Annotated in this window: 24 protein-coding genes; 14 read left to right on the forward strand and 10 right to left on the reverse strand. The window is 46.3% G+C overall.

What is annotated here, in order from left to right:
* Positions 1 to 26: 26 nt before the first annotated feature.
* On the reverse strand, positions 27 to 2,018 hold the full coding sequence (ppk1, locus tag B5Z18_RS31815; protein ID WP_079473618.1) for a polyphosphate kinase 1: 1,992 nt from the start codon (positions 2,016 to 2,018) through the stop codon (positions 27 to 29).
* 6 nt (positions 2,019 to 2,024) lie between these two features.
* Complete coding sequence (locus B5Z18_RS31820) at positions 2,025 to 3,287, reverse strand: Pycsar system effector family protein (protein WP_079473619.1); 1,263 nt, start codon at positions 3,285 to 3,287, stop codon at positions 2,025 to 2,027.
* A gap of 162 nt (positions 3,288 to 3,449) precedes the next feature.
* On the opposite strand from B5Z18_RS31820, the gene B5Z18_RS31825 reads away from it, so the two are divergent.
* Positions 3,450 to 4,298: a hypothetical protein gene (locus tag B5Z18_RS31825; protein ID WP_143313763.1), complete on the forward strand. Its 849-nt coding sequence runs from the start codon at positions 3,450 to 3,452 to the stop codon at positions 4,296 to 4,298.
* Positions 4,295 to 7,948, forward strand: coding sequence for a BamA/TamA family outer membrane protein (locus B5Z18_RS31830; protein ID WP_079473621.1), 3,654 nt, complete (start codon positions 4,295 to 4,297; stop codon positions 7,946 to 7,948). The genes B5Z18_RS31825 and B5Z18_RS31830 overlap by 4 nt, the downstream gene beginning before the upstream one ends.
* Before the next feature lie 35 nt (positions 7,949 to 7,983).
* On the opposite strand, the gene B5Z18_RS31835 is transcribed toward B5Z18_RS31830, so the two are convergent.
* Both B5Z18_RS31835 and lysA read right to left on the reverse strand, forming a co-directional pair.
* Positions 7,984 to 10,317, reverse strand: coding sequence for a GAF domain-containing protein (locus B5Z18_RS31835; protein WP_079473622.1), 2,334 nt, complete (start codon positions 10,315 to 10,317; stop codon positions 7,984 to 7,986).
* Positions 10,318 to 10,539: 222 nt separating this feature from the next.
* Positions 10,540 to 11,763: a diaminopimelate decarboxylase gene (lysA, locus tag B5Z18_RS31840; RefSeq protein WP_079473623.1), complete on the reverse strand. Its 1,224-nt coding sequence runs from the start codon at positions 11,761 to 11,763 to the stop codon at positions 10,540 to 10,542.
* 115 nt (positions 11,764 to 11,878) lie between these two features.
* Between lysA and B5Z18_RS31845 the strand changes: the two genes are divergently transcribed.
* Positions 11,879 to 12,079 carry a hypothetical protein gene (locus B5Z18_RS31845; RefSeq protein WP_079473624.1) on the forward strand — a complete coding sequence of 67 codons (201 nt, stop codon included), beginning with the start codon at positions 11,879 to 11,881 and terminating at the stop codon, positions 12,077 to 12,079.
* Here B5Z18_RS31845 and B5Z18_RS31850 read toward each other — a convergent pair whose 3' ends face one another.
* Both B5Z18_RS31850 and B5Z18_RS31855 read right to left on the reverse strand, forming a co-directional pair.
* Complete coding sequence (locus B5Z18_RS31850; RefSeq protein WP_079473625.1) at positions 12,080 to 12,310, reverse strand: helix-turn-helix domain-containing protein; 231 nt, start codon at positions 12,308 to 12,310, stop codon at positions 12,080 to 12,082. It abuts the gene before it with no gap.
* A 49-nt stretch (positions 12,311 to 12,359) separates the two neighbouring features.
* Positions 12,360 to 12,581: a helix-turn-helix domain-containing protein gene (locus B5Z18_RS31855; RefSeq protein WP_079473626.1), complete on the reverse strand. Its 222-nt coding sequence runs from the start codon at positions 12,579 to 12,581 to the stop codon at positions 12,360 to 12,362.
* Between the two features lie 122 nt (positions 12,582 to 12,703).
* Here B5Z18_RS31855 and B5Z18_RS31860 point away from each other — a divergent pair, with 122 nt between their 5' ends.
* The 3 genes from B5Z18_RS31860 (at position 12,704) to B5Z18_RS31870 (ending at position 13,599) form a co-directional block, all read left to right on the forward strand.
* Positions 12,704 to 12,940 carry a hypothetical protein gene (locus B5Z18_RS31860; protein ID WP_079473627.1) on the forward strand — a complete coding sequence of 79 codons (237 nt, stop codon included), beginning with the start codon at positions 12,704 to 12,706 and terminating at the stop codon, positions 12,938 to 12,940.
* Between the two features lie 149 nt (positions 12,941 to 13,089).
* Positions 13,090 to 13,344 (forward strand): type II toxin-antitoxin system Phd/YefM family antitoxin, encoded by a 255-nt coding sequence (locus B5Z18_RS31865; protein ID WP_079473628.1) that lies wholly within the window; start codon positions 13,090 to 13,092, stop codon positions 13,342 to 13,344.
* Complete coding sequence (locus tag B5Z18_RS31870) at positions 13,345 to 13,599, forward strand: Txe/YoeB family addiction module toxin (protein ID WP_079473629.1); 255 nt, start codon at positions 13,345 to 13,347, stop codon at positions 13,597 to 13,599.
* A gap of 110 nt (positions 13,600 to 13,709) precedes the next feature.
* Here the strand turns inward: B5Z18_RS31870 and B5Z18_RS31875 are convergent, their stop codons facing one another.
* Together B5Z18_RS31875 and B5Z18_RS31880 are read right to left on the reverse strand one after the other, a co-directional pair.
* Positions 13,710 to 14,108: an RNA-binding S4 domain-containing protein gene (locus B5Z18_RS31875; RefSeq protein ID WP_079473630.1), complete on the reverse strand. Its 399-nt coding sequence runs from the start codon at positions 14,106 to 14,108 to the stop codon at positions 13,710 to 13,712.
* Positions 14,109 to 14,154: 46 nt separating this feature from the next.
* Positions 14,155 to 15,525, reverse strand: coding sequence for a dipeptidase (locus B5Z18_RS31880; protein ID WP_079473631.1), 1,371 nt, complete (start codon positions 15,523 to 15,525; stop codon positions 14,155 to 14,157).
* 231 nt (positions 15,526 to 15,756) lie between these two features.
* Here B5Z18_RS31880 and B5Z18_RS31885 point away from each other — a divergent pair, with 231 nt between their 5' ends.
* A complete protein-coding gene (locus B5Z18_RS31885; protein ID WP_200817410.1) occupies positions 15,757 to 16,530 on the forward strand; it encodes a hypothetical protein in 774 nt (257 codons plus the stop codon).
* Positions 16,531 to 16,643: 113 nt separating this feature from the next.
* Here the strand turns inward: B5Z18_RS31885 and B5Z18_RS31890 are convergent, their stop codons facing one another.
* A complete protein-coding gene (locus tag B5Z18_RS31890; protein ID WP_079473632.1) occupies positions 16,644 to 17,108 on the reverse strand; it encodes a response regulator in 465 nt (154 codons plus the stop codon).
* Between the two features lie 388 nt (positions 17,109 to 17,496).
* On the opposite strand from B5Z18_RS31890, the gene B5Z18_RS31895 reads away from it, so the two are divergent.
* The 4 genes from B5Z18_RS31895 to B5Z18_RS31910 all read left to right on the forward strand — a co-directional run bounded on the left by B5Z18_RS31895 (position 17,497) and on the right by B5Z18_RS31910 (position 20,375).
* Positions 17,497 to 18,075 carry a LemA family protein gene (locus tag B5Z18_RS31895; RefSeq protein ID WP_079473633.1) on the forward strand — a complete coding sequence of 193 codons (579 nt, stop codon included), beginning with the start codon at positions 17,497 to 17,499 and terminating at the stop codon, positions 18,073 to 18,075.
* 86 nt (positions 18,076 to 18,161) lie between these two features.
* On the forward strand, positions 18,162 to 18,620 hold the full coding sequence (locus tag B5Z18_RS31900) for a TPM domain-containing protein (RefSeq protein WP_079473634.1): 459 nt from the start codon (positions 18,162 to 18,164) through the stop codon (positions 18,618 to 18,620).
* Positions 18,621 to 18,656: 36 nt separating this feature from the next.
* On the forward strand, positions 18,657 to 19,436 hold the full coding sequence (locus B5Z18_RS32975; protein WP_079473635.1) for a TPM domain-containing protein: 780 nt from the start codon (positions 18,657 to 18,659) through the stop codon (positions 19,434 to 19,436).
* Between the two features lie 18 nt (positions 19,437 to 19,454).
* Entirely contained in the window at positions 19,455 to 20,375 is a 921-nt protein-coding gene (locus B5Z18_RS31910) for a hypothetical protein (RefSeq protein ID WP_079473636.1), read from the forward strand.
* Between the two features lie 170 nt (positions 20,376 to 20,545).
* On the opposite strand, the gene B5Z18_RS31915 is transcribed toward B5Z18_RS31910, so the two are convergent.
* Positions 20,546 to 23,092: a M1 family aminopeptidase gene (locus tag B5Z18_RS31915; RefSeq protein ID WP_079473637.1), complete on the reverse strand. Its 2,547-nt coding sequence runs from the start codon at positions 23,090 to 23,092 to the stop codon at positions 20,546 to 20,548.
* Between the two features lie 135 nt (positions 23,093 to 23,227).
* Here B5Z18_RS31915 and B5Z18_RS33005 point away from each other — a divergent pair, with 135 nt between their 5' ends.
* The 3 genes from B5Z18_RS33005 to truA all read left to right on the forward strand — a co-directional run bounded on the left by B5Z18_RS33005 (position 23,228) and on the right by truA (position 26,152).
* Positions 23,228 to 23,725, forward strand: a complete 498-nt coding sequence (locus B5Z18_RS33005; protein ID WP_079473638.1) for a biotin/lipoyl-containing protein — start codon at positions 23,228 to 23,230, stop codon at positions 23,723 to 23,725.
* 36 nt (positions 23,726 to 23,761) lie between these two features.
* Positions 23,762 to 25,279 (forward strand): proline and serine-rich protein 1 family protein, encoded by a 1,518-nt coding sequence (locus tag B5Z18_RS31925; RefSeq protein ID WP_079473639.1) that lies wholly within the window; start codon positions 23,762 to 23,764, stop codon positions 25,277 to 25,279.
* A gap of 108 nt (positions 25,280 to 25,387) precedes the next feature.
* A complete protein-coding gene (truA, locus tag B5Z18_RS31930; RefSeq protein ID WP_079473640.1) occupies positions 25,388 to 26,152 on the forward strand; it encodes a tRNA pseudouridine(38-40) synthase TruA in 765 nt (254 codons plus the stop codon).
* Positions 26,153 to 26,642: the final 490 nt, after the last annotated feature.

The following is a 26,642-nucleotide window of genomic DNA, read 5'->3' on the forward strand; positions in this document are numbered from 1 at the left end:
AAAAACTATTAATCAGGATATCTAATTTACACTATATTTTGCACATACTGCTGGATGGCCAGCTGGGCTTTGGCAGGGTCCTGCAGCTGCAACCGGACAATATCTTTCAGCTGTTGCTGCAACGCAGGATCATACACCGGCACACATACTTCTATCCTGCGATGGAGGTTACGGTTCATCCAATCTGCCGAACCCATATATACTTCTTCCTGGTTATTATTATGGAAGATGAATACCCGCGCATGTTCCAGGTACCGGTCTACAATCCGTATGATGCGGATGTTTTTACTTTCCGCGATATCCGGCACCAGGCAATTGATGCTGCGCACAATCAGGTCTATCTGTACGCCTGCCTGGCTGGCTTCATACAGTTTACTGATCATCCCTCTTTCCTGCAGGTTATTTATTTTGATGATGATTCTGCCGGGCTTTCCTTCTTTTACGTGAACAATTTCCCGGTCTATCAACCCGGTAAAACGTTCCGTCATGTTAAACTGTGCTACCAGCAAATGCTGGAACTGCAAAAACTGGTAACCCGCTGGTTGTTCCCTGCTTTGAAGGTACAGGAACAGCAGTTCCATCTCCCGGGTAATATCCTTATGCCCGGTAAACAAAACATGATCGGTGTAAAAACGTGCAGTGCTTTCATTAAAATTACCGGTAGCAATGAGGCCGCAATAATCCCACTGGTAGCCGCGGTTACGCTTTACCAATGCAGTTTTGGCATGCACTTTCATACCAGGAATACTATAAATGAGTTTTACGCCGGCATCCTTCATTTTCTTTGCCCAGCGGATATTATTGGCTTCATCAAACCGGGCTTTCAGTTCCACAAACACCGTTACCTTTTTCCCGTTCTTTGCTGCGCTGATCAGCGCCTGTGCAATCTGTGAGCCGGAAGCAATGCGGTACAGCGTTACATATATTTCGGCTACATCCGGATCTGCCGCGGCTTCATTAAAAAAGCGCAGGATATAATCGTAGCGCTGGTAGGGGAGATGTACCAGCAAATCCTGCTGTAACACCAGGTCCAGTAACCGGTCGGTAGCCACAATGGCCTTATTTTCGGCGGGTATTACTTTGGGATAATCTACGTGTAGTAACCCTGCCGGCGCGGGGAGGTTGGCCAGGTCTTTCAGGTTATGATAACGTCCGCCCATTACCTGCTCATCGTCCTGTACATCAAACTGGATGGCGAGGAAATGGAGCAGCGACCGGGAAATAGCGGCATCATACAGGAAGCGCGTAGGCACGCCCAACTCACGTTTACGGATCAACGTTTCTACTTCTTCGAGGATGTCACCTTTCACTTCGTCCATGTCCATTTCCGCATTACGGGTAAGCTTCACGCTGTGGCAGCTTTCCACCGTATAGCCAGGGAAAAGATAAGAGAGATGCGCGCGGATAATATCATCGAGGAAAGCAATGTAATGAACGCCCTCCAGCGACGGCAGCTGCTGAAAACGCGGCAGGTCGGCGGGGATATTCACAATTACAAATTCCTGGATGCTGGTATTATTTTCAGGCACCAGTGTTACTGCGAGGTACAGCTGGTTGTTTTCAAGAAATAGTTTTTTATGTTTTCCATTGAGCCATACCGGCTGTAAATAAGCCAGTACGGTAGTAAGGAAATAATATTTTGTAAAGGCAAGATGGGCAGGCTGCAGCGGCTGGTTATAATACAACTGTACGCCTTGTGTCCGCAGGTCAGGCAATACGCTGCCGGTGAAAATCTGTCCGTATTCCTGTTGCTGCCGGTTTATTTCCTGCAACACCTGTTGTAACGTATCGCTGCTGATGGAGTCATTTTCCCCGGCTGCCGGATCATTTTCCAGCACCCGGTTAATGGTAAGTATGGCCGGCATTCTCACCCGGAAAAACTCGTCGAGGTTGGAAGAGAAAATGGAAAGAAATTTAATCCTTTCGTATAGTGGTACCTGTTGGTCTGCCGCCATCAACAACACCCGGTAATTAAAGGATAACCAGCTCAGATCGCGGTTATATAAAGGAACACCCATGAATCATTATGCTTTTACCGGGAAGAAAATTGCTGCAATCAGGAAAGCGAATACAGAAATAATAAGACCAAACATGAAAATATTATAGGAAATACGCAGCAGTTTGTATTTATGACCCAGTACTACGCCCAGGTAATAAATGTCTCTCGTCATGCTGCTGTACAGGAATTCAGAATCATCCATCATCTGCTTGATTCCCCACTGGTATTCTTCCAGGTGCATCTTATAAAAGTTACCAAAAAACAGGAGATTGGCATCTTTCTTTTCGATATCTGCTTTGGTGAAGGTACCGCTGGTTACATTCGGGCGGGTGGCCAGCACGGAGAAGATCACGGTGAGTACAGCCGTGAAAAGAAAAATGATGGAAGGAATCACCATGTTGGGATAATCTTCCAGTCGCCTTACCAGTACGCTCAATATCACGGAGATGATAATAGAATTCACCGAAATCATGATATGCGCTTTACTGTCGGCCATAGAGCTTAGCCTGATATGATTGGTGGAAGTGGTTCTGAACATGGTTTCCACGCCACGTTCGGATTTACCTGACTTCTCTTTATCCTTGTCTTTTTTCTTTTTTTCAGTGAAGGTAGCCGGTGGGGTATCGGAAGTACCGGCGCCGGGAGTGGCGGTGATAGCGGTAAGATTATCTTCCGCAGCTTCTTTTGTTTTTTTCTCCAGCTTCTTTTTCAGCTTTTCCAGGTTCTCTTCTTTCTGTTGTTTAAACAGGGTCTGCGCGTAGTCGGTCCAGTAGTGATGCTCCGTTAAAAAGGTGATATTGGTATTCAGCCATTTCACGGCGGGAATATCCTTTTGGTAGGTCAGCTCCATTTCGTGCCGGAGCAGCTTGTTCCGGTCGGAGTACTCTTTGGATCCCAGGTGTGAAAGATCGGCGTCACAAACAATCTGTTCTACCAGGTTGTGGGGCGACTGGGGCATTTTGGTAGCCAGGATGGCGCCTTGCACCATCGACTGAACATTTTCCGGCGCCTGTTGTTGCTGTAAGAATTGCAGGGCCTCTTTGGCGCCGTTTTCTTCGTGGGCACTGCCTTCGCCCAGCAGGTACCCGGCATCATGAAACCAGGCAGCTACGTATACTGCCGCTAATTCGTCGTCCTGAAGGCGGTAATGGGCCGCAATTTGTCCGGCAGCCTGTACTACCTGTTGCGTATGTACGAGATTATGATAAACCAGGTTAGGGCGCGGGTGTTGCTGATACTGGGCTATAACATAGTCCCGGGCTGCATCTATAATAGCATTCTTTTGCATAAGGAAGACGAAAATTAAGATAAGGAACTGCGAAATACGTTGTATACTTTATACATTTTATTGTACTAATAACGGTATGTTCGTTACTTCGCGTATTACAAATCGCAAATTGAACCTAAGTTACTGCATTTTTGAGTTAAATTTATGCTATAAAGTTACACTATGGATGTCCGGATCGGGTTAATATTTCTCCTTTTCCTCTTGTCATGTAATATGAGCGACAGGGAACAAAAAGTATACGCCTCCCCACGTGGTTACGATTTAAAAGAGCCGGTACGCTACCGGGTCAGGGAGTCTATGCAGGAAATTTCAGGCATGGAATTGTTTCCTGATGAACACAAAATTATGGCCATTAATGATGAGGAAGGCCACATCTACCAGCTGGATGTATTGGCAAAGGAACCTTACCCGCACTTTAAATTTGCAAAAAACGGAGATTATGAAGACATCTGCCACACAGATAGCGGCTGGTTTGTATTGAAAAGCAATGGCTCCCTGTTTGAAGTCCACGGCCTGTTCACCGACAGCGTTTACAGCGATCATCACAAAATGCCAAAAACGGGAAAGAAGGAATTTGAAACCACTTACTACGATTCTGCCCGTAACAGTATTGTGATGATCTGTAAGAATTGTGAAGATGATAAACGCCTCGGCGTTACCAGCGCCTACCGCTTCGATCTGGCCACCAGGACATTTGATACCACGGCCATTTATAAGTTCAATAACCAGGAAATTGCGCGCCTGGCCGGTTCAGATATGCGGTTCTTCAAACCTTCCGCAGCAGCCATTCATCCCATCGAAAAGCGATTGTACATCATCGCCTCGGTGAATGGATTGCTCGTGATCTCCGACCTGCAGGGCCACGTACAGGAAGCCTACAACCTGAAACACCGCCTGTTCCTTCAGCCGGAAGGACTGGCATTTGCACCCAACGGCGATATGTATATTTCTAATGAAGGCGGATACGACGGTACTGCCAATATTCTTAAATTTACCTACAAGTCCAAATGATCAGATCAGCCATCATCTATATTGCCCTATTAATTGTTACATGTACTGCCGCCTATGCCCAGTCGCCGCAGGTCGTGAAACGTGTGATCCTTATCGGCGATGCCGGGGAACTGCACGACAACGGCAAAAATCCCGTAGTGGATGCCGTACGTAATACCTTCGATCTCCAGGATAGCCGGAATACTATCCTCTTCCTGGGCGATAACGTATATCCGCACGGGTTACCCGATTCCTCCAGTAACAAATTCCAGGTGGCCAAAGAAATCATCGACTACCAGATCAACCTGGTACGTGGTACCAAAGCCCAGGGATATATCATTCCTGGTAACCACGACTGGGACAAAAGTAAACCCGATGGATGGGATATTATCCGCAACCAGCAACGGTATGTGGATTCTCAACACCTCGATAACGTTCAGTTTGAACCAAAAGAAGGTTGCCCCGGCCCCATAGAAGTAAAGATCTCCGATAATATCACCCTCATCATTATGGATAGCGAATGGTGGGTGTTTCCTTATCAGAAGCCGGGAATAGAATCTTCCTGCGATTGTAAAGACAATGACGAGATCCTTACCAGGCTGTCGGAAATAGTAGCCACCAACCGCAACAAGCTGATCATATTTGCTACCCATCATCCCTTCCGTAGCTACGGCATTCACGGAGGATATTATACCATCAAGCAACATATTTTCCCGTTAACAGACCTGCGCCCGGCGCTGTATGTGCCTTTGCCGGTGATAGGCTCTATCTATCCCATTGCCCGTGGCGTTTTTGGTACCCTGGAAGACATTCCCAATCCGAAGTATCAGCAGATGATCAAAGGAGTGGAAGCAGCCCTGAAACCTCATGGCCCGGTGGTGTTTGTGTCTGGTCACGATCACACCCTCCAGCTCATAAAAGATCAGCAGAATGCCTACGTGGTAAGTGGCAGCGGCGCAAAAAATAACCGCGTAAAGAAAGGACCGAAATCGCTGTTCGCCAGTACAGATAACGGTTTTAGCGCCATCGAATTAATGTCCGACAGCACCGTACGCGTACAGTATTATGTTGCAGACAACGGCACACAACCCGTTTTCAGCAATAACCTGTTCCGCCTGCAGGACATTCCGCAACAGTCGCTCGCCTACACGCCGCCGGCATCACTGCCGCCATTTATCAGGGTAGCTGCGGATACACAGTATGTACATGTCTCCAATTTTCATAAAAAGTTGTTGGGAGAAAATTACCGGCAGGTATGGGCCACCCCGCTCAACTTCCCGGTACTGGACCTCAAAACTGCCAAAGGCGGCCTGAAGATCCTGCAACGCGGCGGTGGAAAACAAACACACTCACTCCGCCTGGAAGACAGCACCGGCACCGAATGGGCTATGCGCTCCCTGAAAAAGTTCCCGCTGGCAGCTATTCCTGAACTGCTCCGCGAAACCATTGCCCGCGAAGTAGTACAGGACCAGATCTCCGCCGCCAACCCTTATGCCCCGCTGGCAGTAAGCGTATTGGCCGAAGCCGCCGGCGTGCCGCACACCAATCCCACTTTTGTATACCTGCCAGCCGATAGCTCGCTCGGCATCTATGCAAACGACTATGGGAACGAAGTATTCCTTTTTGAAGAAAGAGAACCCGCTACCGGCAGCAACAATAAAACTTACAATACGCCAAAAGTACTGGCAAAGATCTGGGGAGATAATGATGAGCATATCGACCAGAAATCTGTACTCCGCGCCCGCATCTTCGATATGTACATCATGGACTTTGATCGTCATGACGACCAGTGGCGCTGGTATAAGGAAAAACATAAAGGAGAGGAATACTATTACCCGGTTCCCCGCGACCGCGACCAGGCGTTTTTCCTGAACGGAGGATTTATTCCTCGCCTGGCTGCCCGCCCCTGGTTTATGCCGGCCATACAGGGCTTCCGGAAAGATATCCCCGATATCAACGGCTTTAACTTCAGCACCCGTTACTTCGATCGCTCCTTCCTCAATGAAATGAATGAAGAGGATTGGAAGAAACAAACAGATAAGCTTTTAAAGAAGATGACCGACAGTGTGATCACTGCTGCTGTAAACGCTTTTCCCGATACTATCCGGTCGCTGGTAGGCCCTATGATGATCGATAAATTATCTGCCCGCCGCAACATCCTGGAGAAGAACACACTCAAATACTACCGCTTCCTCGCCAAAGGCGTTGATGTGCCGGCCACTGAAAAGAATGAACTCATCTCGGTAGAAAAACAACCTGGTGGTAAAGTAGCCCTCGATATATTTAAGATCAGCAAGAAAGGAGTCGTTCAGCAAAACATCTACTCCCGCACTTTTGATCCTTCCGTAACCAAAGAAGTAAATGTATATGGCATGGGTGGTAATGATCGCTTTGTAATAAAAGGCGATAACGCAACTCCCATACGCATACGCCTCGTTGGCGGCAAGGACGCCGATTCCTATATCGACAGCACCACTGCGCGGGCTGGCAAACGGGTACGCATATACGACCAGAGAACCGGCAAAGATACTTTCGCCCTCACCGGCAATGAACAACGCCGTCTGTCCAACGATCCGGCGAATATCAAATATAACCGCAGCGCCTTCCAGTATGAAAAAACAATGCCGCTACTGGCCGGCGGCTACAATCGTGACGATGGTTTGCTGCTCGGTTTAGGCTTGTCCGTTACCCGCCACGCGTGGCGCCGGGAGCCGTTCTCCACCAAACACCTGTTCACCGCTACGCATGCACTGGCCACCCGTGCCTGGAACTTCCGCTATGAAGGAGAATACACCGATGTAATCGGGAAAACAGACCTGCTGCTGTTTGCCAGAGCAAAAGCGCCCAACAATACCATCAACTTCTTCGGATATGGAAATGAAACTATATTCGATAAGTCCGGTAATAAAACCATTTCTTACTATCGTGCACGGTATAATTTTTATACTGCAGAAGCATTGTTGCGCACCAGCATAGGAAATCATATGACCATTGCGTACGGTCCTACATTCAATAATTACGCCTTTGATAAAGATGAAAACCATGACCGTTTCATCACCGACTTCAAAAACAATGGACTGGATTCTGCCGGCATCTATACTAATAAAGCATATGCGGGTGGTAAAATAGTGGCTACTATTGACACCCGTAACAGTAAAATCATTCCTACCCGCGGCATTCTGTGGACAACCACTTACGCCGGTAACTTTGGCGTAAATGATAAGAGTTATAACACTACTTCGCTGCAATCGGATCTGAGTTTATACATGAGCTTCCGCATCCCGGCTAATTTTGTAATTGTAAGTCGTTTTGGCGGCGGTAAACTATGGGGGAACTATGAGTACTTCCAGGCACTCACGGTTGGCGGCGTTCAAAACCTGCGCGGTTACCGCAACTACCGCTTTGCCGGCGACGCCAGCGTATATAACAATACAGAAATACGCGTGAAGTTATTTGATCTCAAAACTTATATCCTGCCCGCAGGCGTAGGGCTCATCGCCTTTAATGATGTGGGCCGCATATGGAGGGAAAATGAAACCTCGCACGTATGGCACGATGGATACGGCGGAGGCGTTTATATTGCGCCGATCAATGCCCTGATCATTACCGCAGTGGTGGGGCATTCCAAAGAAGAAACAATACCTTATATCACCTTCGGGTTTAAATTCTAAATAAAAAGGGAAGGCAGATAGCCTTCCCTTTTTTATTATACGATAGCTTCCATATTTACTTTTACGCGGAGCGCTTTCAATCCGCTCACGCCCTGTAGCTCTTCCAGATCCAGCATTTCAATTTCCGGCAGCAGTATTTTTTTGCTTTGCAGGAAAGTAATATACTTTTTCAGTTCCTCCATTTCTCTCACATAAGAGTATACCATTGCAATGGTGCCGGGTTGTGTTAACCGTTCGCCGGTATCTTTTATATGTACTTTATCAATACGTTTTTTGATGATTTCATAACGCACATTGTAAGCGCCTTCCACATCAAACCGGCGTTCGTCGCTGCGGAAGCTGATGGTGATAGGAGCGCTGTGCATCAGGATCATCTGCGTGGTTTGCAGCGGCACCTTTAATTTAGGTCCCAGTTTATGCGTAAGCCTTGCGATATGCGCCATAGAGGAAAGCTGCCACAGGCGCAGGTTGCGCAGGTACAACTGGTCAAATTTCTTTTCCTGGGCAATCGACTGGCCAATATAAATAGTATACTCCACGCCATCGGTACGGTACTTTTCAAAGTAGCAGGGGAAAGAATGTTGTATATACTGGCGTTCCTTCTCCAGGTACTGGCTGATGGCCATGTTGATGTTGGATAAACTTTCTTCGTACTCTCTCCGGTGATGATAAACGTGTCCTTCTGTTTTGTCCATCTTCGCAAAATAGCTGGCCAGTAATGGTTTCAGCTCTTCATTGTCTTCACAGAGATGTTCCAGTACAGGCTGTATTTCCTGGTCCATGAACTCGTTCACCTTCAGGTCTTCGCCCGCCTGCAGGCTGTTACTGAGATTGTCCAGCAGATCATTTGTTTTAAACTGCAGTTCTTCCAGTAAAGGCAGGTGAATGGTTTTGCCGATGGTTTCGAGTGTATCGCGGATCAGTTCCAGCTGTTCCTGCAAATCCTCGCGGATAGCAGTGCCCTGCTGTACAGATGAGTTGCGGATATCCACCGCGCCATAAAGCGGGTACACTTCATCAAAGCTGATGCTTTCAATATCTTTTCTTTCTTCTTCTGGTGTCAGCAGGTAATTCCAGGCGGCATCCACAAACTTCCATTCCACGGAAGGCTGTAAGGCGGTAAACTGGTCTTTGATCACTTCATTCAGCCGGCTTTCGAGGATGTTCATGCTGCGGTTCAGCATCAGCACCAGCAGGGGATAAGTGTTTTGCAGTTTCCACAGCGGGTCAGACGATAACCGGTTGGGTGTGGAAGAGGCCAGCTCCAGCACGCCCAGTATTTCCTTTTTATGCGTGATCGGGAATATCACGAAACTCCGGATATTCTTGATAGGCAGATATTTCAGGAACGCATGCGGCGCAATCGACGTTTCATTGACATCAGGAACGATCAGCGGTGCCGGGTTTTGCTGCGCGTGTTCCAGGAGCAGCTGGAAAAAGTGCTGCTGTTGTTTTTTATTGCCCACTCCCAGGATCGGATCGGTATTGGAGAATTGTTCTTCCAGTACATTTTTGCCGTTTACTTTTGGAAACGGCACCATGTGGGCGGTTACATCGGGGATACCTAAAATAACCGGGATCATTTTTTCCAGGGTCCGGTAGCTCTCGATTTCGTTGCTGGTGCGCATGTTCATCACCAGGCTCTTGATATTATTGAGCGTTTCCGATTGGGTCACATCTTTCACTGTCCAGATAACAAAGCCTTCCAGTGAAAACATACTGGTAGGCAACAGCTGTTGCAGGGCATCCGGTGTAATCTGCTTGGAGCAGAACATATCATAGTTCAGGTGCGGCAGTTCACCGTTTACCTTTACATCCACAAACCTGGGATCTATATTTACTTTCACATAACGTTTACCACCATCGGGCGTTTCCAGCGTATGGATGATATCGTTCTTATAGTTCATGGGAAAGTGGAATACCTTTTCCAGGATCAGTTTATACAACCAGGTGATCTTGTCTTTTTTTACCTGGGCAATGGAAATGCCGTCCGGAACAGCCGATAACTCAGAGCCGTTTTCAGCAAATAGCTGTTTAAAGAGATCAGAATAATGGAAGATGGCGAACTTAAACGGAACGCCTATGCCATAGATGTCTTTGCTGGAATCTGTGGTAACCGGGAAAATGGCGGCTATCAGCAGATCCAGGTATTCCTTGTATGCACCGAGATCAGCAGTGGCAGGAATGGGTTTGAGTATCTCCGGGTTACTTTCAAATTTATCAATGATCAGTTTATAGAAAGACGAACGGGCTTCTCCTTCATGAGTTACCTTTTCCTTCAGATAATTCAGGAACGGTACGAATGATATATTAGACTCAATTACTTTATCATCGTTAAATATACCGGGGTGTGCAGTTAAAACTTTCATATTATGGTACAATTATAACCAAAGGCTGTCCTTTTAGTGCCAGTAACAATTCTTATTACAATTTACAGTAAAACATTGCAGGAATAACAGAGAGGGAGTACTATTGTAGACGCAAAGGTAGGGGAAATATTGTATCAATATTGAATTCCGGGATTCAGGTATTTGTCAAATGTGCTATACACCTGATAATCAAATACCTGAATCCGCGGAAATCCGGAAGATTTATTGCAATTCGATCTGGTTTTTCAGCAGATCTTCTAATGTATCACGTTTACGGATCAGGTGCGGTTTGCCATCTTTTACCAGCACTTCCGCCGGTTTCAGGCGGGAGTTAAAGTTGGATGACATTTCAAAGCCATAGGCGCCGGCGTTATAAAACACCAGGTAATCGCCTTCCCTTACCTCGTTAATCTTACGGTCCCATCCAAAGGTGTCTGTTTCGCAGATATTACCCACCACGGTATAGATCCGCTCGGTGCCTTTCGGGTTGGAAATATTGCGGATCAGGTGGAACGCCTCATAAAACATGGGGCGGATCAGGTGATTGAAGCCGGAATTTACCCCTACAAATACATTGGCAGTAGTTTGCTTGATCACATTAGCCTTTACTACAAAGTAACCACTCTGGCTTACCAGGAACTTTCCTGGTTCAAACCACAGCTGCAGCGGACGTACGTATGATTTAGCAAAGTTATTGAACGCTTCGCTCAGTTTTTTGCCGAGGAGGTCAATATCTGTTTCAGGATCTCCCTGCTGGTAAGCTACCTTAAAGCCGCTGCCCAGGTCAATAGATTCCAGGTCAGGGAAGTGCTGTACCATTTCAAACATTACTTCCACGCCGCGCAGGAACACATCTACATCCTTGATTTCAGAGCCGGTGTGCATGTGCAGGCCGGTTACTTTCAGTTTAGTAGAATTGATAATGCGTTCGATATGGCGCATCTGGTGAATGGAGATACCAAACTTGCTATCGATATGCCCGGTAGAGATCTTGAAGTTTCCGCCCGCCATGATATGTGGGTTCAAACGGATACAGATCGGATAGCTGCCACCGAACTTATTACCAAACTGCTCCAGGATGGAGAGGTTGTCTATATTAATGATTACGCCCAGGTCTTTCGCTGCAATAATTTCCTGCAGGTCCACACAGTTGGGGGTAAAGATGATATTCTTAGGATCAAAGCCAGCCTTCAGGCCCAGCTGCACTTCCTGGATCGACACCGTGTCCAGTCCGCAACCAATAGAATTGATGTACTTAAGGATATTGATGTTGGTCAATGCCTTACAGGCGTAGAAAAAGCGGGTGTCAGACTTCTGAAATGCCTTTTGGAGCTTTTCATACTGGGTTTTAATCTTTTCTGCATGGTATATATATACCGGGGTACCAAATTCTTCTGCTACTTTCACCAGGAAATCGGCAGTAAGTACGTCGCTTTGTTTAGGCATTGAAAATCCTTAGTTTAAGAATGAGGATGCAAAATTACTACGCAAAAGTGAGAAATTGTAGAAAAAAGGGAGAATCGCCTAGAGGAGAGGTTCTTATTAGTAAATTCACGAATTTATGGAACCATACAGATTTGACAGAACTGCCTTCAAAATCAAGACGTATGCTGAGGCAGATACGGATAATGTTGATTTAAGCCTTTCATTGGCTGAACGGGTGCGCCAGGCCTGGTATCTCATTTCAAAAGCTTATGGGTTTGATTTGAATAACCCGCCGCGGATGGATAAGACGGTTTTTTCGTGTAGGAAACAGAAGTAATTATTCCTGATCTGGATAATCAAACAAGTCGCGGGGAGGGATATTAAGTACCTTAGCCAGCCGGATGATAGTAGAAAATCTTATATCTACCTTACCCTTCTCTATTTGTCCCAGGTTAGAAAATTCAATATTACAATGGGCATCCATTTGGCGCAAACTCCATCCCTTTTGCTGTCTTAGATATCGCAGTTTGGCTCCCAATAGTATTAATGCTTCCTGATTATTATTCATAACCACGTACAAGTTTTTTAACAGAATTTGAATGATTTAGAGAGAAGGATTAACTATTAAGCAGTTCAGCAGGAGTTACTTCAAGAACAAGCGCTAATTGTAAAAGTGTAGTGTATCTTATATCTAATTCACCTCTTTCCATTTTACCAATACTGGCGGAATCAATATTACAGCGGGAGGCCATTTCACGTTGGCTCCAGTCTTTTTGCTCTCTGAGTTGGCGGATTCTTCGCCCCAGGTTTTCCAGCTCTTTTTGTTTATTGATGTCCATATTCTTAAATCGAATATGAACAAAATGAATAGTAATTTTGAGGACATATATGCCCTCGTGTGAATTTAAATGATTATCTTTGCTTCATAGTAACAGCCTTGTTAACCAAAACCATACATATCATGCAACCAACAAAAACTGTACAATCCAATCCACTCCGTTCTCTCCTCGAAGGCTTTGCTGGCAGCGCCGTTAAATTCCGCGAAAAAGTTTGTGAAGAATGCGGTTGGAGTGAAAGCACGTTTTACAAAAAGGCGCGCGAAACACGCCACCATGCAGCCGTTTTCAGCATCGCCGAAATGGAAAAAATAAAAGACCTCGCCTGGGAAGTACAGCAGGAGCTGAAAGACAGGTTATGAAAAATGAATTGCTAAAAGCTTTAACAGCGTTGCTATTAGCAATTTAACCCCGCAAATATTTGGAAGGTTCGCATAAACGAACTACTTTTACAAAAGTAAGTACAAAATTATGTACGTTTATAGGTACTTATTATATAAAGTAGCATAATATGCAAGTAGTAAATTACAGTGATTTCAGGCATAAAATGAAAGCACATCTTGATAACGTTTCTGATAATCATGATGTACTCATCGTACCGCGTGGTAATGAGAGAAGTGTTGTGATTATTTCCCTGGAAGAATATAATTCTATTCAGGAAACGTTACACCTCATGAGATCAGAGAAAAATAGAACCCGTTTAATGGAGGCTTTAGAAAGAGCTAACAATGGTAACGGTGAAAAACATGATTTAATTGAAGAGTAAATGACGCTTACATGGGATAGTAATGCCTGGGAGGATTACTTATACTGGCAACAAAATGATCGTAAGATCATGAAAAAGATTAACGAATTACTGAAAGACACGATGCGACAGCCTTTTGAAGGTTTGGGGAAACCCGAATTGCTCAAAGAAAACCTGGCTGGATGCTGGTCCCGAAGAATTGACCAGGAGCATAGATTGGTGTATAAAGTAATAGAAGATTCTATCTACATCCTACAATGTAGATACCACTATTAAAAAAAAGGTCAATCCATTTCGATTGACCTTTTTTGTGCTGACTTTTAGCGATACTCTATAAAATCCTTTATCAGCTGATGTTATAGCCAGGTTAAAAGTAAACACGCTAATCACTCCTCCTCATCCCCCTCCATAAACCCTTCAATACTCCGCCGGTCTTTCTTCGTTGGACGGCCAATCTTACTCTGGCGCTTACCGGTCTGGAATACAGATGGAACAAAGGCTGGCGCCAGTTTGTCCTCATCCGGGGTATTGTCTATATAATACTTAATAGCTTCAGGATAGGCCACCCTGTTGGAAATGAGGCCGGTTACTTCAATCACCCACTTACGGGCTTCGCTCCTGATCTCAAACTTATCGCCTATGTTCACAGGTTTAGCGGCTTTTACTGAGGAGCCGTTCATCTTTACTTTACCGCCGTCGCAGGCATCTGCAGCCTGGCTGCGGGTTTTAAACACCCTGATGGACCAGAGATATTTATCTACGCGTACTTTTTCGGTATTACTCATATTCAAAACTTTAAGCCGGCGGCAACCGTGGCTGCCGCCGGTTTGGCTATTTACTCATTTCCGCAAAAAATTTGTGGAAATAAGGAATGGTTTCAATGCCTTTGTAATAATTGGCTAAACCATACTTCTCGTTGGGAGAGTGGAGGTTGTCGCTATCCAGTCCAAAGCCCATCAGTACTGTTTTCAGCCCCAGTTCCTTTTCAAACAGTGCTACGATAGGAATACTACCTCCTCCGCGCACCGGGATAGGATCTTTGCCAAAAGTAGCGTTGATGGCTTTGTGGGCTGCCTTAAATGCTACCGAGTCGATCGGGGTAACATACGGGCTGCCACCATGATGCTTGGTTACTTTCACTTTCACACTCTTTGGCGCAATGGCTTCAAAGTGTTTGGTGAACAGGTCCGATATTTCGTGCCAGTCCTGGTTGGGAACAAGGCGCATGGAGATCTTGGCAAATGCTTTGGATGGCAATACGGTTTTGGAACCTTCGCCGGTATAACCACCCCAGATACCGTTTACTTCCAGCGTTGGCCGGATACCGGTTCTTTCGATAGTGGTAAAACCTTTCTCTCCCCAAACATCAGCTACACCCAGGTCTTTTTTGTATTCTTCTTCATCAAAAGGAGCGGCATTGAGTGCGGCTCTTTCTTCTGCGCTCAGTTCCTGTACTTTATCGTAGAAACCGGGAATGGTGATGTGGTTATTTTCATCGTGCAGGGAAGCAATCATTTTTGCCAGGATGGTTGCCGGGTTAGCCACTGCACCGCCGTATACGCCACTGTGCAGGTCGCGGTTAGGACCGGTTACTTCTACTTCCATATAAGCCAGTCCGCGAAGACCGGTATCAATGGAAGGGTTTTCCAGGCTGATCATGGAGGTATCTGAAATCAGTACTACATCTGCTTTCAGGCGCTCTTTGTTATCTTTCAGGAAGATGCCGAGGTTAGCAGAACCTACTTCTTCTTCCCCTTCAATCATAAATTTGATGTTGCAGGGAATGGTGTTGGTTTTGTTCATGGTTTCAAAAGCCTTTACATGCATGTAAAACTGGCCTTTGTCGTCTGCACTGCCACGGGCATATATATTACCATCTTTGATCACCGGTTCAAACGGACCGCTATGCCACAGTTCCAGCGGATCTGCAGGCTGTACATCATAGTGACCGTATACCAGTACGGTGGGTAAGGATGGATCTATGATTTTTTCGCCATAAACGATCGGATGACCAGCAGTCTGACACACTTCTACTTTATCTGCGCCGGCTTCTTCCAAACGTACTTTTACCGCTTCTGCACATTGCTGGGTATCTTTATTGTGACGGGAATCCGCACTCACAGAAGGAATGCGTAACAGCGCCAGTAATTCATCCAGGAAACGATCTTTGTTCTCTGCCTGGTAATCTTTCCAAACTTGCATGATTCTAGGAAATTAAGTTCACAATGTGGTGCAAGTTAAAGGAAAATCAACATTTACAGATTTAGATAGTTTCGAATGGTAGTTCATGACGCTTTAGAGAAAGCGGAGCGGTAGTCCATTCCCGTTTGAAGAACATCCAATACACGATACACTCCCTTTTGTCAATCTCTAAATCCGGCCCGGAAACCCTCCCGTGGTTTTATCTTATTTTCAGTAAAAAAGTTAACGCTTATGGCAAAACAAACAGGAATAATCAGTTTTACGGGCAAGCTGGGTAACCTGATCGGTTACCGCAGGAACGGACAATATTACCTCCGTACCATGCCCGAAACGGTGCGGCAAACCGCCGCTACCCGGCACGCATCACGCGATTTTGGTATCGCCAGCAGGAAAGGAAAACTGGTCCGGCAGGCCGTTACGCCGCATCTGGATATCTCCCGCGATGGCTCATTGGTCAACCGCCTGAACAAGACGTTGATCTCCGCAGGGAAAAGTCAGCTGCAAATGTTAAACGGCTTCCGGTTCAACAGGCACGCCGGCGTGGAGAATTTCTTCTGTCAGCAGCCGATGATGTCACCTGCCGGAGTGGTAACTATACCCGCGCAAACATTGCGGCCGGAGGGCACAGCCACCCACCTGGAGGTGAAGGTCATTGCTGTTCGCGTCAGTTTCCTGGAACGGCGTATAACAGGTAGTCGTACGGCCAGTGTTATGATCGGTATGGATACACGCTTCAGTGATATTGAGCTGGATGTGGCGTTGCCGGGAAAAGGAACGTTGCTGGTAATAGTACAGGTAAGAAGCTTCAATGGCCCGCTGGCAACGGCAAACCGCCGGTTTGTGGCGGCAGATATACTCGCAGTGGTGCCGCCGGCAGTGAAAAAACAGCGGGTAACTGTAATACCGGATGTAAAGAAAGTGCCGCGTTACAAAGAAGCGCGCGGGAAGAAGTATAATACTACTTTGTGTACACCTCACACAGTGCTGTTACACCAACGGGAATGAGTATATGTTATCCTGATCAAGTCCACCTTGCGTGCAACGCAACAGTAAGGCATAAGTAGGCCCGTCCCCACTTCACAGGAACTCCTCCTTATTTTCACTGCCTCCAATAATGATCAGGAAATTAGTTTCTGTCTTACCAGGAACTCCAGTTTCTGGTTTACATCAAGCAATTTGGCGGTTAACTCTTTGTTCTCTTTGCGGAGGGCGTACACTTCATATGCCTTCTCGATATTGTGTTTCAACTCCTCTTCATTCCAGGGTTTGGAGAAATATTTATATACCTGTCCTTTGTTAATGGCATCTACAACTGCGTTGATATCGGCATAGCCGGTCAGCAGCATACGTATAGGCTCGGGGTACTTTTCCAGTATTGATTCAAAAAACTCTATCCCGGTTGTTTTGGGCATCCGCTGGTCCGAGATAATGATGTGAAATTCCTGTTCTGCCAGCAGCTTTTCTGCTTCTTCTGCAGAAGTGGCTGTAACTACGTTGTACAACCTCCTGAATGAAGCTTTGAAAGCATTCAGATTGTGTATTTCATCATCAATATAGAGTATATGGATGTGTTGTGCACTCATTTAAGCAGACTTAGTTCCAAGTTATTGATAATAAATGAGTTAGAAACAATGAAACTTTCGATATCGATTTTGTATCCATTCTGCCCCATTCACCTTAAATCATATAGTAAAACGTTCAGCATTTTACACCCAACAAAGGTACATATAAACATACTGTTTTATGACGAATATTTCAAGGATGAATGAACTTTTTTAAAAAATAGCCGTTTCCTTATCCAATAGCGATTTAGTGGGGGAGTTTCCATATTTTCGTGTAGTTATGAAAAGCGCGCGTTAACCGCTTTTTTTATAGCGTTCACCGGTGAAAAAACTACTTACACCGGCAAGCGTAAAATCGGGAATACCTTTTGCACATTTGCCGGCACTTAAAACTTAAATTTAAATTCAGATGAAAACAGGAATTATTGTTATCGTAGTACTCGCATTGCTGGTCATGTTAGGTTGTGGTAAATACAACGGCCTCGTGACTAAAGACGAAAACGTGAAAAATAAATGGGGAGTGGTACAAAGTAGCTATCAACGCCGTGCTGATCTGATCCCTAACCTGGTGGCCACAGTGAAAGGCGCCGCCAATTTCGAAACTGAAACCCTCGAAAAAGTGATCCAGGCACGCGCCAGCGCTACCCAGATCAAAGTAGATGTGAATGATCTCAGCCCTGAAAAAATTCAGCAATACCAGGCTGCACAAGGACAGTTAAGCCAGGCACTGGGCCGCTTACTCGCCGTATCAGAAGCCTACCCCGACCTGAAAGCAAATGCTAACTTCCAGAACCTCCAGGCACAACTGGAAGGAACGGAAAACAGGATTAATGTTGCCCGTAACGACTTCAACGAAGCGGTAAATGCTTACAACAGCTCCGTTCGTACTTTCCCAAACAACATTGTAGCCGGTATCACTGGCTTTAAACAAAAAGGTTATTTCGAAGCAGCCGCGGGTTCCGAAAATGCTCCACAGGTTAAATTCTAAAACAACCTTTAAAAGATAAGCCGCCTCCGGGATGCTGGTGCAATACCGGCATCCCCGGAACGGAAATCAAAAAAATTATATACAGCATGCGCATTTTCCCTTTTAAACGAAAAGAGATTTTTTCAGAAACGGAGAAAGAAAGACTCGTGCAGGCTATCCGGGTAGCAGAACGGCTTACTTCCGGAGAAATCAGGTTGTTTGTAGAAAGCCATTGCAGCTATGTGGATCCTATGGACAGAGCGAAAGAAGCTTTCGTGTCACTCGATATGGGAAAAACAAAATTGCGCAACGGCGTATTGGTATATGTGGCCATTAAAGACCGGCAGTTTGCCATCCTGGGCGACCAGGGCATACATGAGAAAGTAGGTGACGAATTCTGGGTGAAAGAAGCAGGATTATTAATCGACCACTTTCAGAACAATCGTATTATCGACGGCATTGAAGCATGTATAGCGGAAATAGGCGCCTCACTCCGCACTTTTTTCCCGCACGAAGCCGGTAACGATGCTAATGAATTGCCTGACGATATCGTCTTCGGCAAATAAAAGCCACTCTTTTTAAACGATTTTAGCTTTGATACAATGAGGATACTACGCTGGTTTTTACCGGGATTATTAATGATGGCGGGTTTGCTGGCGAATGCACAGAATATACCGCCCCGGCCTAATCCTCCCACTTTAGTTAATGACTTTGCAGGCGTATTGCTGAAAACTGAAGATGATGCCCTCGAACAAAAAGTAGTGGCCTACTTCGACAGCACCTCCACGCAGATAGCAATTGTTACACTCAAGTCCATCGGCGACTACGATATCAGTCAGGTATCATTAAAAATATTGCGCGATTGGGGAATAGGTACCAAAGGCAAGAACAATGGTATCCTTATTCTTGTTTCAGTGGAAGACAGGAAGATCAGGATTGAAACGGGCTATGGCATGGAAGGCGTAGTACCCGATGCAGTTGCCAACCAGATCATTGCACAGATCATAAAGCCAGCTTTCCGTGAAGGACACTACTATCAGGGCCTCGATGGCGCCGTAGAAGCCATTCAGAAAGCAGCTGCCGGCGAATACCGCGCAGATCCGCGGCAAAGCAAACCCGGCATCAGCCCGGGCGCTATATTCCTGATCATCATGGTCATCGTGATCATCGTTTCCATTATTGGCCGCGGCGGTGGCGGCGGCAGAGGTGGCGGAACCACCTATAACAGGCGCGGCGGATGGATATGGCCGGTAATAGGCGGCATGGGAGGCTTTGGCAGTGGCAGCGGCGGAGGCGGATGGTCCGGTGGTGGAGGAGGTGGTGGCTTCGGCGGCTTCGGAGGAGGTTCCGGCGGCGGCGGTGGCGCCAGCGGCAGCTGGTAATAGCAGGAAAACTATTTTATGTCATACTTGCATGTGTTAAATGGAGATGCTACCCTTGCCTTGTTCCGGGAAAGCAAGGTGCCGGGGGAAATAGTGGTATGCCGGGAAATGATGTGCGAAGGCAAAGTAAAATATACAAAAGACCTCACAGAATTCTTTGAAAGCCGCGCCAAACACCTCGAATTCCACTACGGAATTGATAAACAAACTTATTATACCAATGTAGTACAGGAGCTGGAGAAGTTAGATCTCTCCGGCTCCGGTACAGATGAAATTGTACTCTGGTTTGAATATGACCTGTTCTGCCAGATCAATATGCTGTTCGTCCTTTATTACCTCAGCAGCCGGCTCTCCACTCTGCCCCCCATCAGCCTGGTGGATCTGCACCATCACCCCAATGCGGAAGACTTCCCGCAAATCTTTGAACAACGCACACGGCTTCAACCAGAGGATATCACCTGGGCCGCCGATGTATGGGATGCCTGGTGCCTCAGTACTCCACAGGTGCTGGAAACAATCAGTAAACTCTCTGCCGGGAATCTGAAATACCTGCCCGCAGCCATCAACGCACACCTGAAACGTTTCCCCGATGTTAATACCGGCCTGAGCACCATCGAAAACTATTTCCTGCTTCGCCTCGTACTGGGCAGTTACCGCTGGTACGACCTCTACATGCTTTTCTGGAACGAACTGGAAATATACGGCTTCACCAACTTCCAGCTCGATATCCTCATCCATCGCATGGCTAATGCCGGCGTAATTGAAGAACACGACCAGATGCTGAAAATTACCAGCCTGGGAAGGGAAATACTGGAAGAGGAAGAAAATTATCTCGACTATGTATCACTCGAGCATCGTTGGCTCGGTGGTGTAAGACTCGCCAATACTCCCTGGCGTTGGGATCCTAAGCTCAATGCCCTCGTGGAGATCATAGCGTAGGTTGTCTTTCTCAGGATTCCCCTGATTTTACTGATTTACTTTTTGATTTTAAGGATTTAAAAGATAATGGGAGATAAAAGCGACGTCCGGCTTCTATCTCCCATTATCTGGTATAAAAAAATAAATCAGTAAAATCAGGGGAATCCTGAGAAAGACAACCTACGCCACAATCACTTAATACTCTTCCTGATCTCCTCTGATGCCTTAGCCATATAGTCTGCCTGCTTCAGCAGCTCATCGCGGTTAGCGCCGGTAGTGGCTGTAGCTTCCTGCGATTTGCTTTTGCTGATTTCCTGCATCCAGTTGCTGATGTAAGTGCTTACCTGTGAGTTGTTAAATTGTGCGGTCATGGCTTTCACCTGGTCCACACCTTTTATCACAGCCGGGGTGTTGTTGATTTTTGATAAGAAACCCAGGTAGTCGAAAGCCGCATTCAGCTTGTCCTGACCGGAGGTTTCATCAAACTTTGTTGCTACAAAAGTAACATCGGAAGCATTCCCTTTCCGGGCATATACACCGGCAATAGCATTCACCAGTTTACCTTTGGTATCACCTTCCAGTTGTTTGGCAATGTTATACGCTTTGTCTAAATCCAGGGTGGCTAAGCCTTCCAGGCCGGCGGCTTCTACAGCATAGGATTTATCTTTTGTGGCTGCTTCAAATAAAGCGGCATACTGTGGATCTTTTAATTCACCCAGTTGCTGTAACGCCGCTGCGCGTACCAGGGAGCTGGGGTCTTGTTTGGCAAGATCCGTCAAAATAGGCAGGGCAGCGGTTTTCACGGCTTCATTGCCAAGGTTCAGCTTTCCGATGGTATAAGTTCTCAGGCCGTGGTATTTATCTTTCAAAGCCAGCACCAACAGTTTCACGGCTTCCGGATTGGTAGCCTGTGCATCTGCTGCTTCATCTATTGCAATATGGCGGTCCATGTAATTAGGTGCATGGGCGTATTGATAAGCATAAGTGCTAAACGCCCGGTGGTCATCTATCTTGGCTAAAACTACCTTATCTGCATCTACATTTACCAGGTCTGGTTTAGTTGTATAAGAGAAAGTGAAAGAGTCCACCCTGTTTTCCATGAAGATGTTATGCCTGTTTGCTTTACCGCCTGCATATATATCAACGGCCATCGGAATATGCCATACTTTACTGTCTTTCTGGATCTGCTGTAAAATAACGGTCACCGTGTTGGCGGCATCGTTATACTTATAGCTGATGTCCAGCTGCGGGAAGCCTTTGCCAAAATACCACTCGTTGAAGAACCAGTTCATATCCCTGCCGGTTACCTCTTCTACCGCCAAACGCAGCTGGTGCGCTTCTGTAGCTTTAAAGGCATTTGTTTTCAGGTAAAGGTTCAGGGATTTGAAGAAGGCAGAATCACCAACGGCATTGCGGAGCATATGCAGGATCCGGCCGCCTTTCTGATAGGTGATCTGGTCAAACATATCTTCTTTGTCGTGATAATGGAAGCGCACCAGGTCTTTATCGCCGGCGTATTGCACCATCGACATATACGATTGCGCCGCTTCCAGGCTGTGTTCATCTGCCGCGTCCTTACCATATTTATGCTCCAGCCACAGGTATTCGCTGTAGTCTGCAAAGGATTCATTCACGGTAAGATTGCTCCAGGACTCTGCAGTGGCCAGGTCACCAAACCAGTGGTGGAACAGTTCATGCGCAATTACGCTTTCATTGTAATTGTTGTTGTCCAGCAGTTCGCGGTCTGTTTTCTGTATAAACTCCCCGTGAAGGGTGGCGGTGGTATTTTCCATGGCGCCGGAAACGTAGTCGCGGCCTGTGATCTGGGAATACTTCACCCAGGGATAATCATATCCCAGTATTTTGGAATAGAAGGTGAGCATTTCGGGAGTGTTACCAAAAATGTTCTTGGCATATTTCTCAAAAGGCTTTTCCACATAGTAATTTACTTCTTTGCCGCGCCAGGTATCTTTTACAATGGCATACTCGCCTACAGCCATCATAAACAGGTAAGGGGAGTGGGGGAGATCCATCTTCCAGGTATCTGTACGGGTACCGTCAGCATTGTTTTTCTGGCTTACCAGCTTACCGTTGGAAAGCGTTACATATTTCTTTTCCACAGTCATGCTGATTTCCTCGGTGCATTTCTGGTTGGTTTTATCGATAGTGGGAAACCAGGCAGAGGAGCTTTCCGTTTCGCCCTGTGTCCATATCTGGGTGGGCTTTTTAGGATCTTTACCATCGGGATTGATGAAATAAAGTCCTTTGGCATCAGAAATAGCGGCGCTTCCCTTTACTTTGAGTTCATCGGGTTTTGCGGTATAACTGATATAGATGATATATGATTCAGTGGCTTTGTAGCTTTTATCCAAAGCAATATGCAGTTGCAGATCGTCGTAGCTGTATTTCAGCGGAGTACTTTTACCTGCTTTTACTACTGCCACTTCTTTGATGTCCATGCCTTTGGCGTCCAGGGTGAGGGAGTCGGTGGCATAAAAATGTGGCCTGAGGGTTATCCAGGCTTTGCCATAGAGGTACCGTTTGGCGTAGTCGAAACGTACGTCCAGCTTAGTGTGTACCAGATCGTTCACTTTAGTGGCGGATGCGCGGTAGATCTTTAGTGCGGGGTCTTCCTGGGCAGCTTTGTCAGATTGTGCCATCAGGGAAGTGCTCATCCCCAGTCCGGCTATTCCTCCGATCAGCATCCCCATCAGGGATTGCTTCAGATGTAGATTCATGTAAAAGACTGTTTTAAACAAATGTATCGGCTTGCGCCAATTAAAAAGAGTCAAATTTAAACAAATGGACCAAATATGAGGTAAGTGGTTAAAAATGCTATTTTTGTTGAGCTTACAGGCCAATAAAACAGCATTATGATCAAAGCAATAGTGAATGGTAAATCTACATTTGCCGTTAATAACGATACAAAGCTTACCTGCGATAACCAGGAAGTGGATTGGTCGGCAGTGAAGCTGCCTACCGGCGATTACAGCGTTATAATGGATGGCCGCAGCTACCAGGCGCAGGTATTGAGGATAGAGAAAGATACTAAAACCGTGGTGTTACAGATAGATCAGCAGCAGTTTGAAGTGGTGATAGAAGAGCCGATCGACCAGCTGCTGGCATCAATGGGGATCAAGGATGCGATGACCAAAAAGGTGAATGACATCAAGGCGCCGATGCCCGGACTGGTGCTGAAAGTGCTGGTAACCCCCGGACAGTCCATCAAAAAAGGCGACCCGGTACTGATACTGGAAGCCATGAAAATGGAAAACGTATTCAAGGCCGGATCAGATGCTATCGTAAAAGAAATCAAGGTAACAGAGCGCACCGCAGTGGAAAAAGGCGAAGTGCTGATCGTGCTGGAATAATATTTGCACAAGGACAGTTTTATACCAATTTATAGTATGCATCTCAAATACAGGACAGTAATATTCGTATGGGCATGTCTGTTACTATGCGGCCGGCTGTGGGCGCAGGAACAACTCCACTACGTGTATATTCAGAGCGAGAAGGGACAGCCGTTTTATGTAAAACATAACGGCAAAGTGCTGAGTTCCACCGAAAGGGGCTACATTATTATCCCCCGGTTGGAAACAGGTACGGCGCCCATTACAGTGGGTTTTCCAAACAAAGAAGCTAAGGAAGCGCAGTTTAACCTTAGAATAACAAAAAGTGATCAGGGCTTTCTGCTGAAGCAATCCGGCGAAGCCGGTTATTCTTTATATAACCTGCAAACCTTCCGGGAACTCAGGTCAGATGCAGGCGAAACTGCCCTGGCGGCAGCGCCTCCGGCTGCAGATTCCATTGTGCCGGAACTGGATACCGCCAAAAAGGAAATGATGACCAACCTGCAGAAGGACCTGGAAACTACTTTTGCCGATAAAGCAATTGTAACCGGTCCTGCTAAATCCGCAGCTCCCGCCAAATCAGGAAATCCTTTTGCTTCTGCACTCGATAAAGTAGTGGTAGGCGGCGACGACAGGAACGAGCCGGAACCTGCACCGGAAGTGAAGAAAGAAGCTGCTCCCGCGGAAGTGGCGCCAGTGGCTGCTGAAGGAGAAGTAAAGAAGCCCCGGAAGAAACGCAATAAAGGAGAAAGAGAACCTTTAACAGAAGAAGAACAGGCTATTTTGAGTGGCGTACTGGCTGAAGAAGGTAAAACCGCCGCCAGCGAAGCTGCTGCCGAAGACGCTGAGAAGGCCGCTGCTCCTGCAGAAGAGCCGGTAAAAAAGAAATCAAAGAAACATAAAGCAAAAGAAGGAGATCCTGACTTTATAGAATTCCAGGATGATAAAGCGTCTGCGGCTGTTGCAGCCACTACAGAAGCTGCTGCGCCGGTAGTGGTGGAAGTGCCGGTAACTGCCACAGAAGAAGCGCCGGTACGCGCCAAAAAGAAAAAGAAAAAAATCTTTGACGATACAGAGCATCCGGCTAACATCATTACGGATTCCAGTGGCTATGGTATTGCAGTTACGGACGAAGAACCGGTAAAGAGCAAAAAGAAAAAGAAACGCAGTGACGAAGAAGTGGTGAATGCAGATGCAGCAGGAGCGCCGGTAGGAGCAGAGGTGGTGCCTGAAATGACGACTGCGGAAAAGAAGAAAGCCGATGCGCGCCTGATCAATACCGATTGCACCAACGTAATGGACGATGATACTTTCCGCAAGGTGTTACGCAAATTTGTAGCTGCCAGAACGGATAACAGTATGATTGAAGTATTTAAGAAACAAACCCGCAACTATTGCCTGGAAACAGTGCAGGTGAAAACCCTGGTACAGTTGCTCACTGCGGATGATACGCGCTATCGCCTGCTGGATGCAGCCTATTCCAAAACAGTGGATACCGAGAAATACGGTTCGCTGGAAACCCTGTTAATAGATGACTATTACAGGGGCCGGTTCAAAGCCATGTTGCATAAGTAATATAACCTTCATTATTACGGAGTTATGGGAAGATAGATCACGGGATCATCTGACTATAACTCCGTAATTCATTCCGGATAGTCCGTAATTCTTTATTTTCGCCCCCATATGAACAGGTACTTTATTGAAGTAGGATATAAGGGGGCGCAGTACAGCGGTTTCCAGGTACAGGAAAATGCACATACCGTGCAGGCGGAAATAGACCGGGCGCTGAGCATATTATTCCGGGAAAAGACGGAAAGCACCGGCTCCAGCAGAACCGACGCCGGTGTAAACGCACAACAGAATTTTCTGCACTTTGATACGGAATTGCCCCTTCATCCGCAGTTCCTGTATAAGATCAATGCCATTCTCCCTGATGATATCGTGCTGCGGGCTATTTACCAGGTGCCGCCGGATGCCAACAGCCGGTTTGCAGCGCTGGCCCGCTCCTATGAGTATACTTTATATACCCGCAAAGATCCTTTTCTGAAAGACCGCGGATACTTTTTCCCTTATAAGATGGATATCACTGCATTGCAGGAAGCCGCGGAAGTGATTAAGGGTTACAGCGATTTTACCACGTTTTCCAAGCGCAATACGCAGGTGAAGACTTATATCTGCAACATTACCGAGTCGTACTGGACGGTAGACGGAGAGCGTATAGTCTATAACGTTACAGCCAACCGGTTCCTGCGTGGTATGGTGCGTGGACTGGTAGGAACCATGCTGAGAGTGGGGCGTGGTAAGCTTTCTATGGATCAGTTTAAGGCAGCGATAGAAAGCCTTGATTGTACAAATGCTGATTTTGCAGTTCCTCCGCAGGGTTTGTTTTTAATGAAAGTAAGATATCCTGATGGGTTGCTGCAGCCAATACGCTTTGATCGTCAATAATTCTTGATCTCTGTAATCCTTTGCCACAAAGGATTACAGAGAAATCTAAAAAATAGTCGGGTGAAAAAGTTGGAAGTGTAAAAATTCCGCCTACCTTTGCGCTCCGCTTTGATAGAAAGCACGTATACAAAAGCTCTTTCCGACACTACATTTCTACACTTATTTTATCATGGCGGTACAGCTGCTAATAGCTGGTATCAGTGCTTCTGCGATCAGCTACCATGAAAAAATAAAATTTAAAAAAATCTTTAAAAAGATTTGGTAGAAAATAAAAGTTGATTACCTTTGCAACCCCAACAACAACGGGGCAACAAACGGAAAGCGAAAGTTGCAGGATAAATTGAAAAAGATGTTTGGCAAGAGTGCCACGGAGATCGGATCTCACACATCACCAGCGATCATGCAAATGATCAAAAGTTCTTTGAAAGATTGGAAACAACAGCACGAATCTAAGTAGTGATGCTTAGGTTCAAACAGGTAATGTACAGCT

It is taken from the genome of Chitinophaga ginsengisegetis (assembly GCF_900168065.1).
GTDB classification, from domain to species: Bacteria; Bacteroidota; Bacteroidia; order Chitinophagales; family Chitinophagaceae; genus Chitinophaga; species Chitinophaga ginsengisegetis.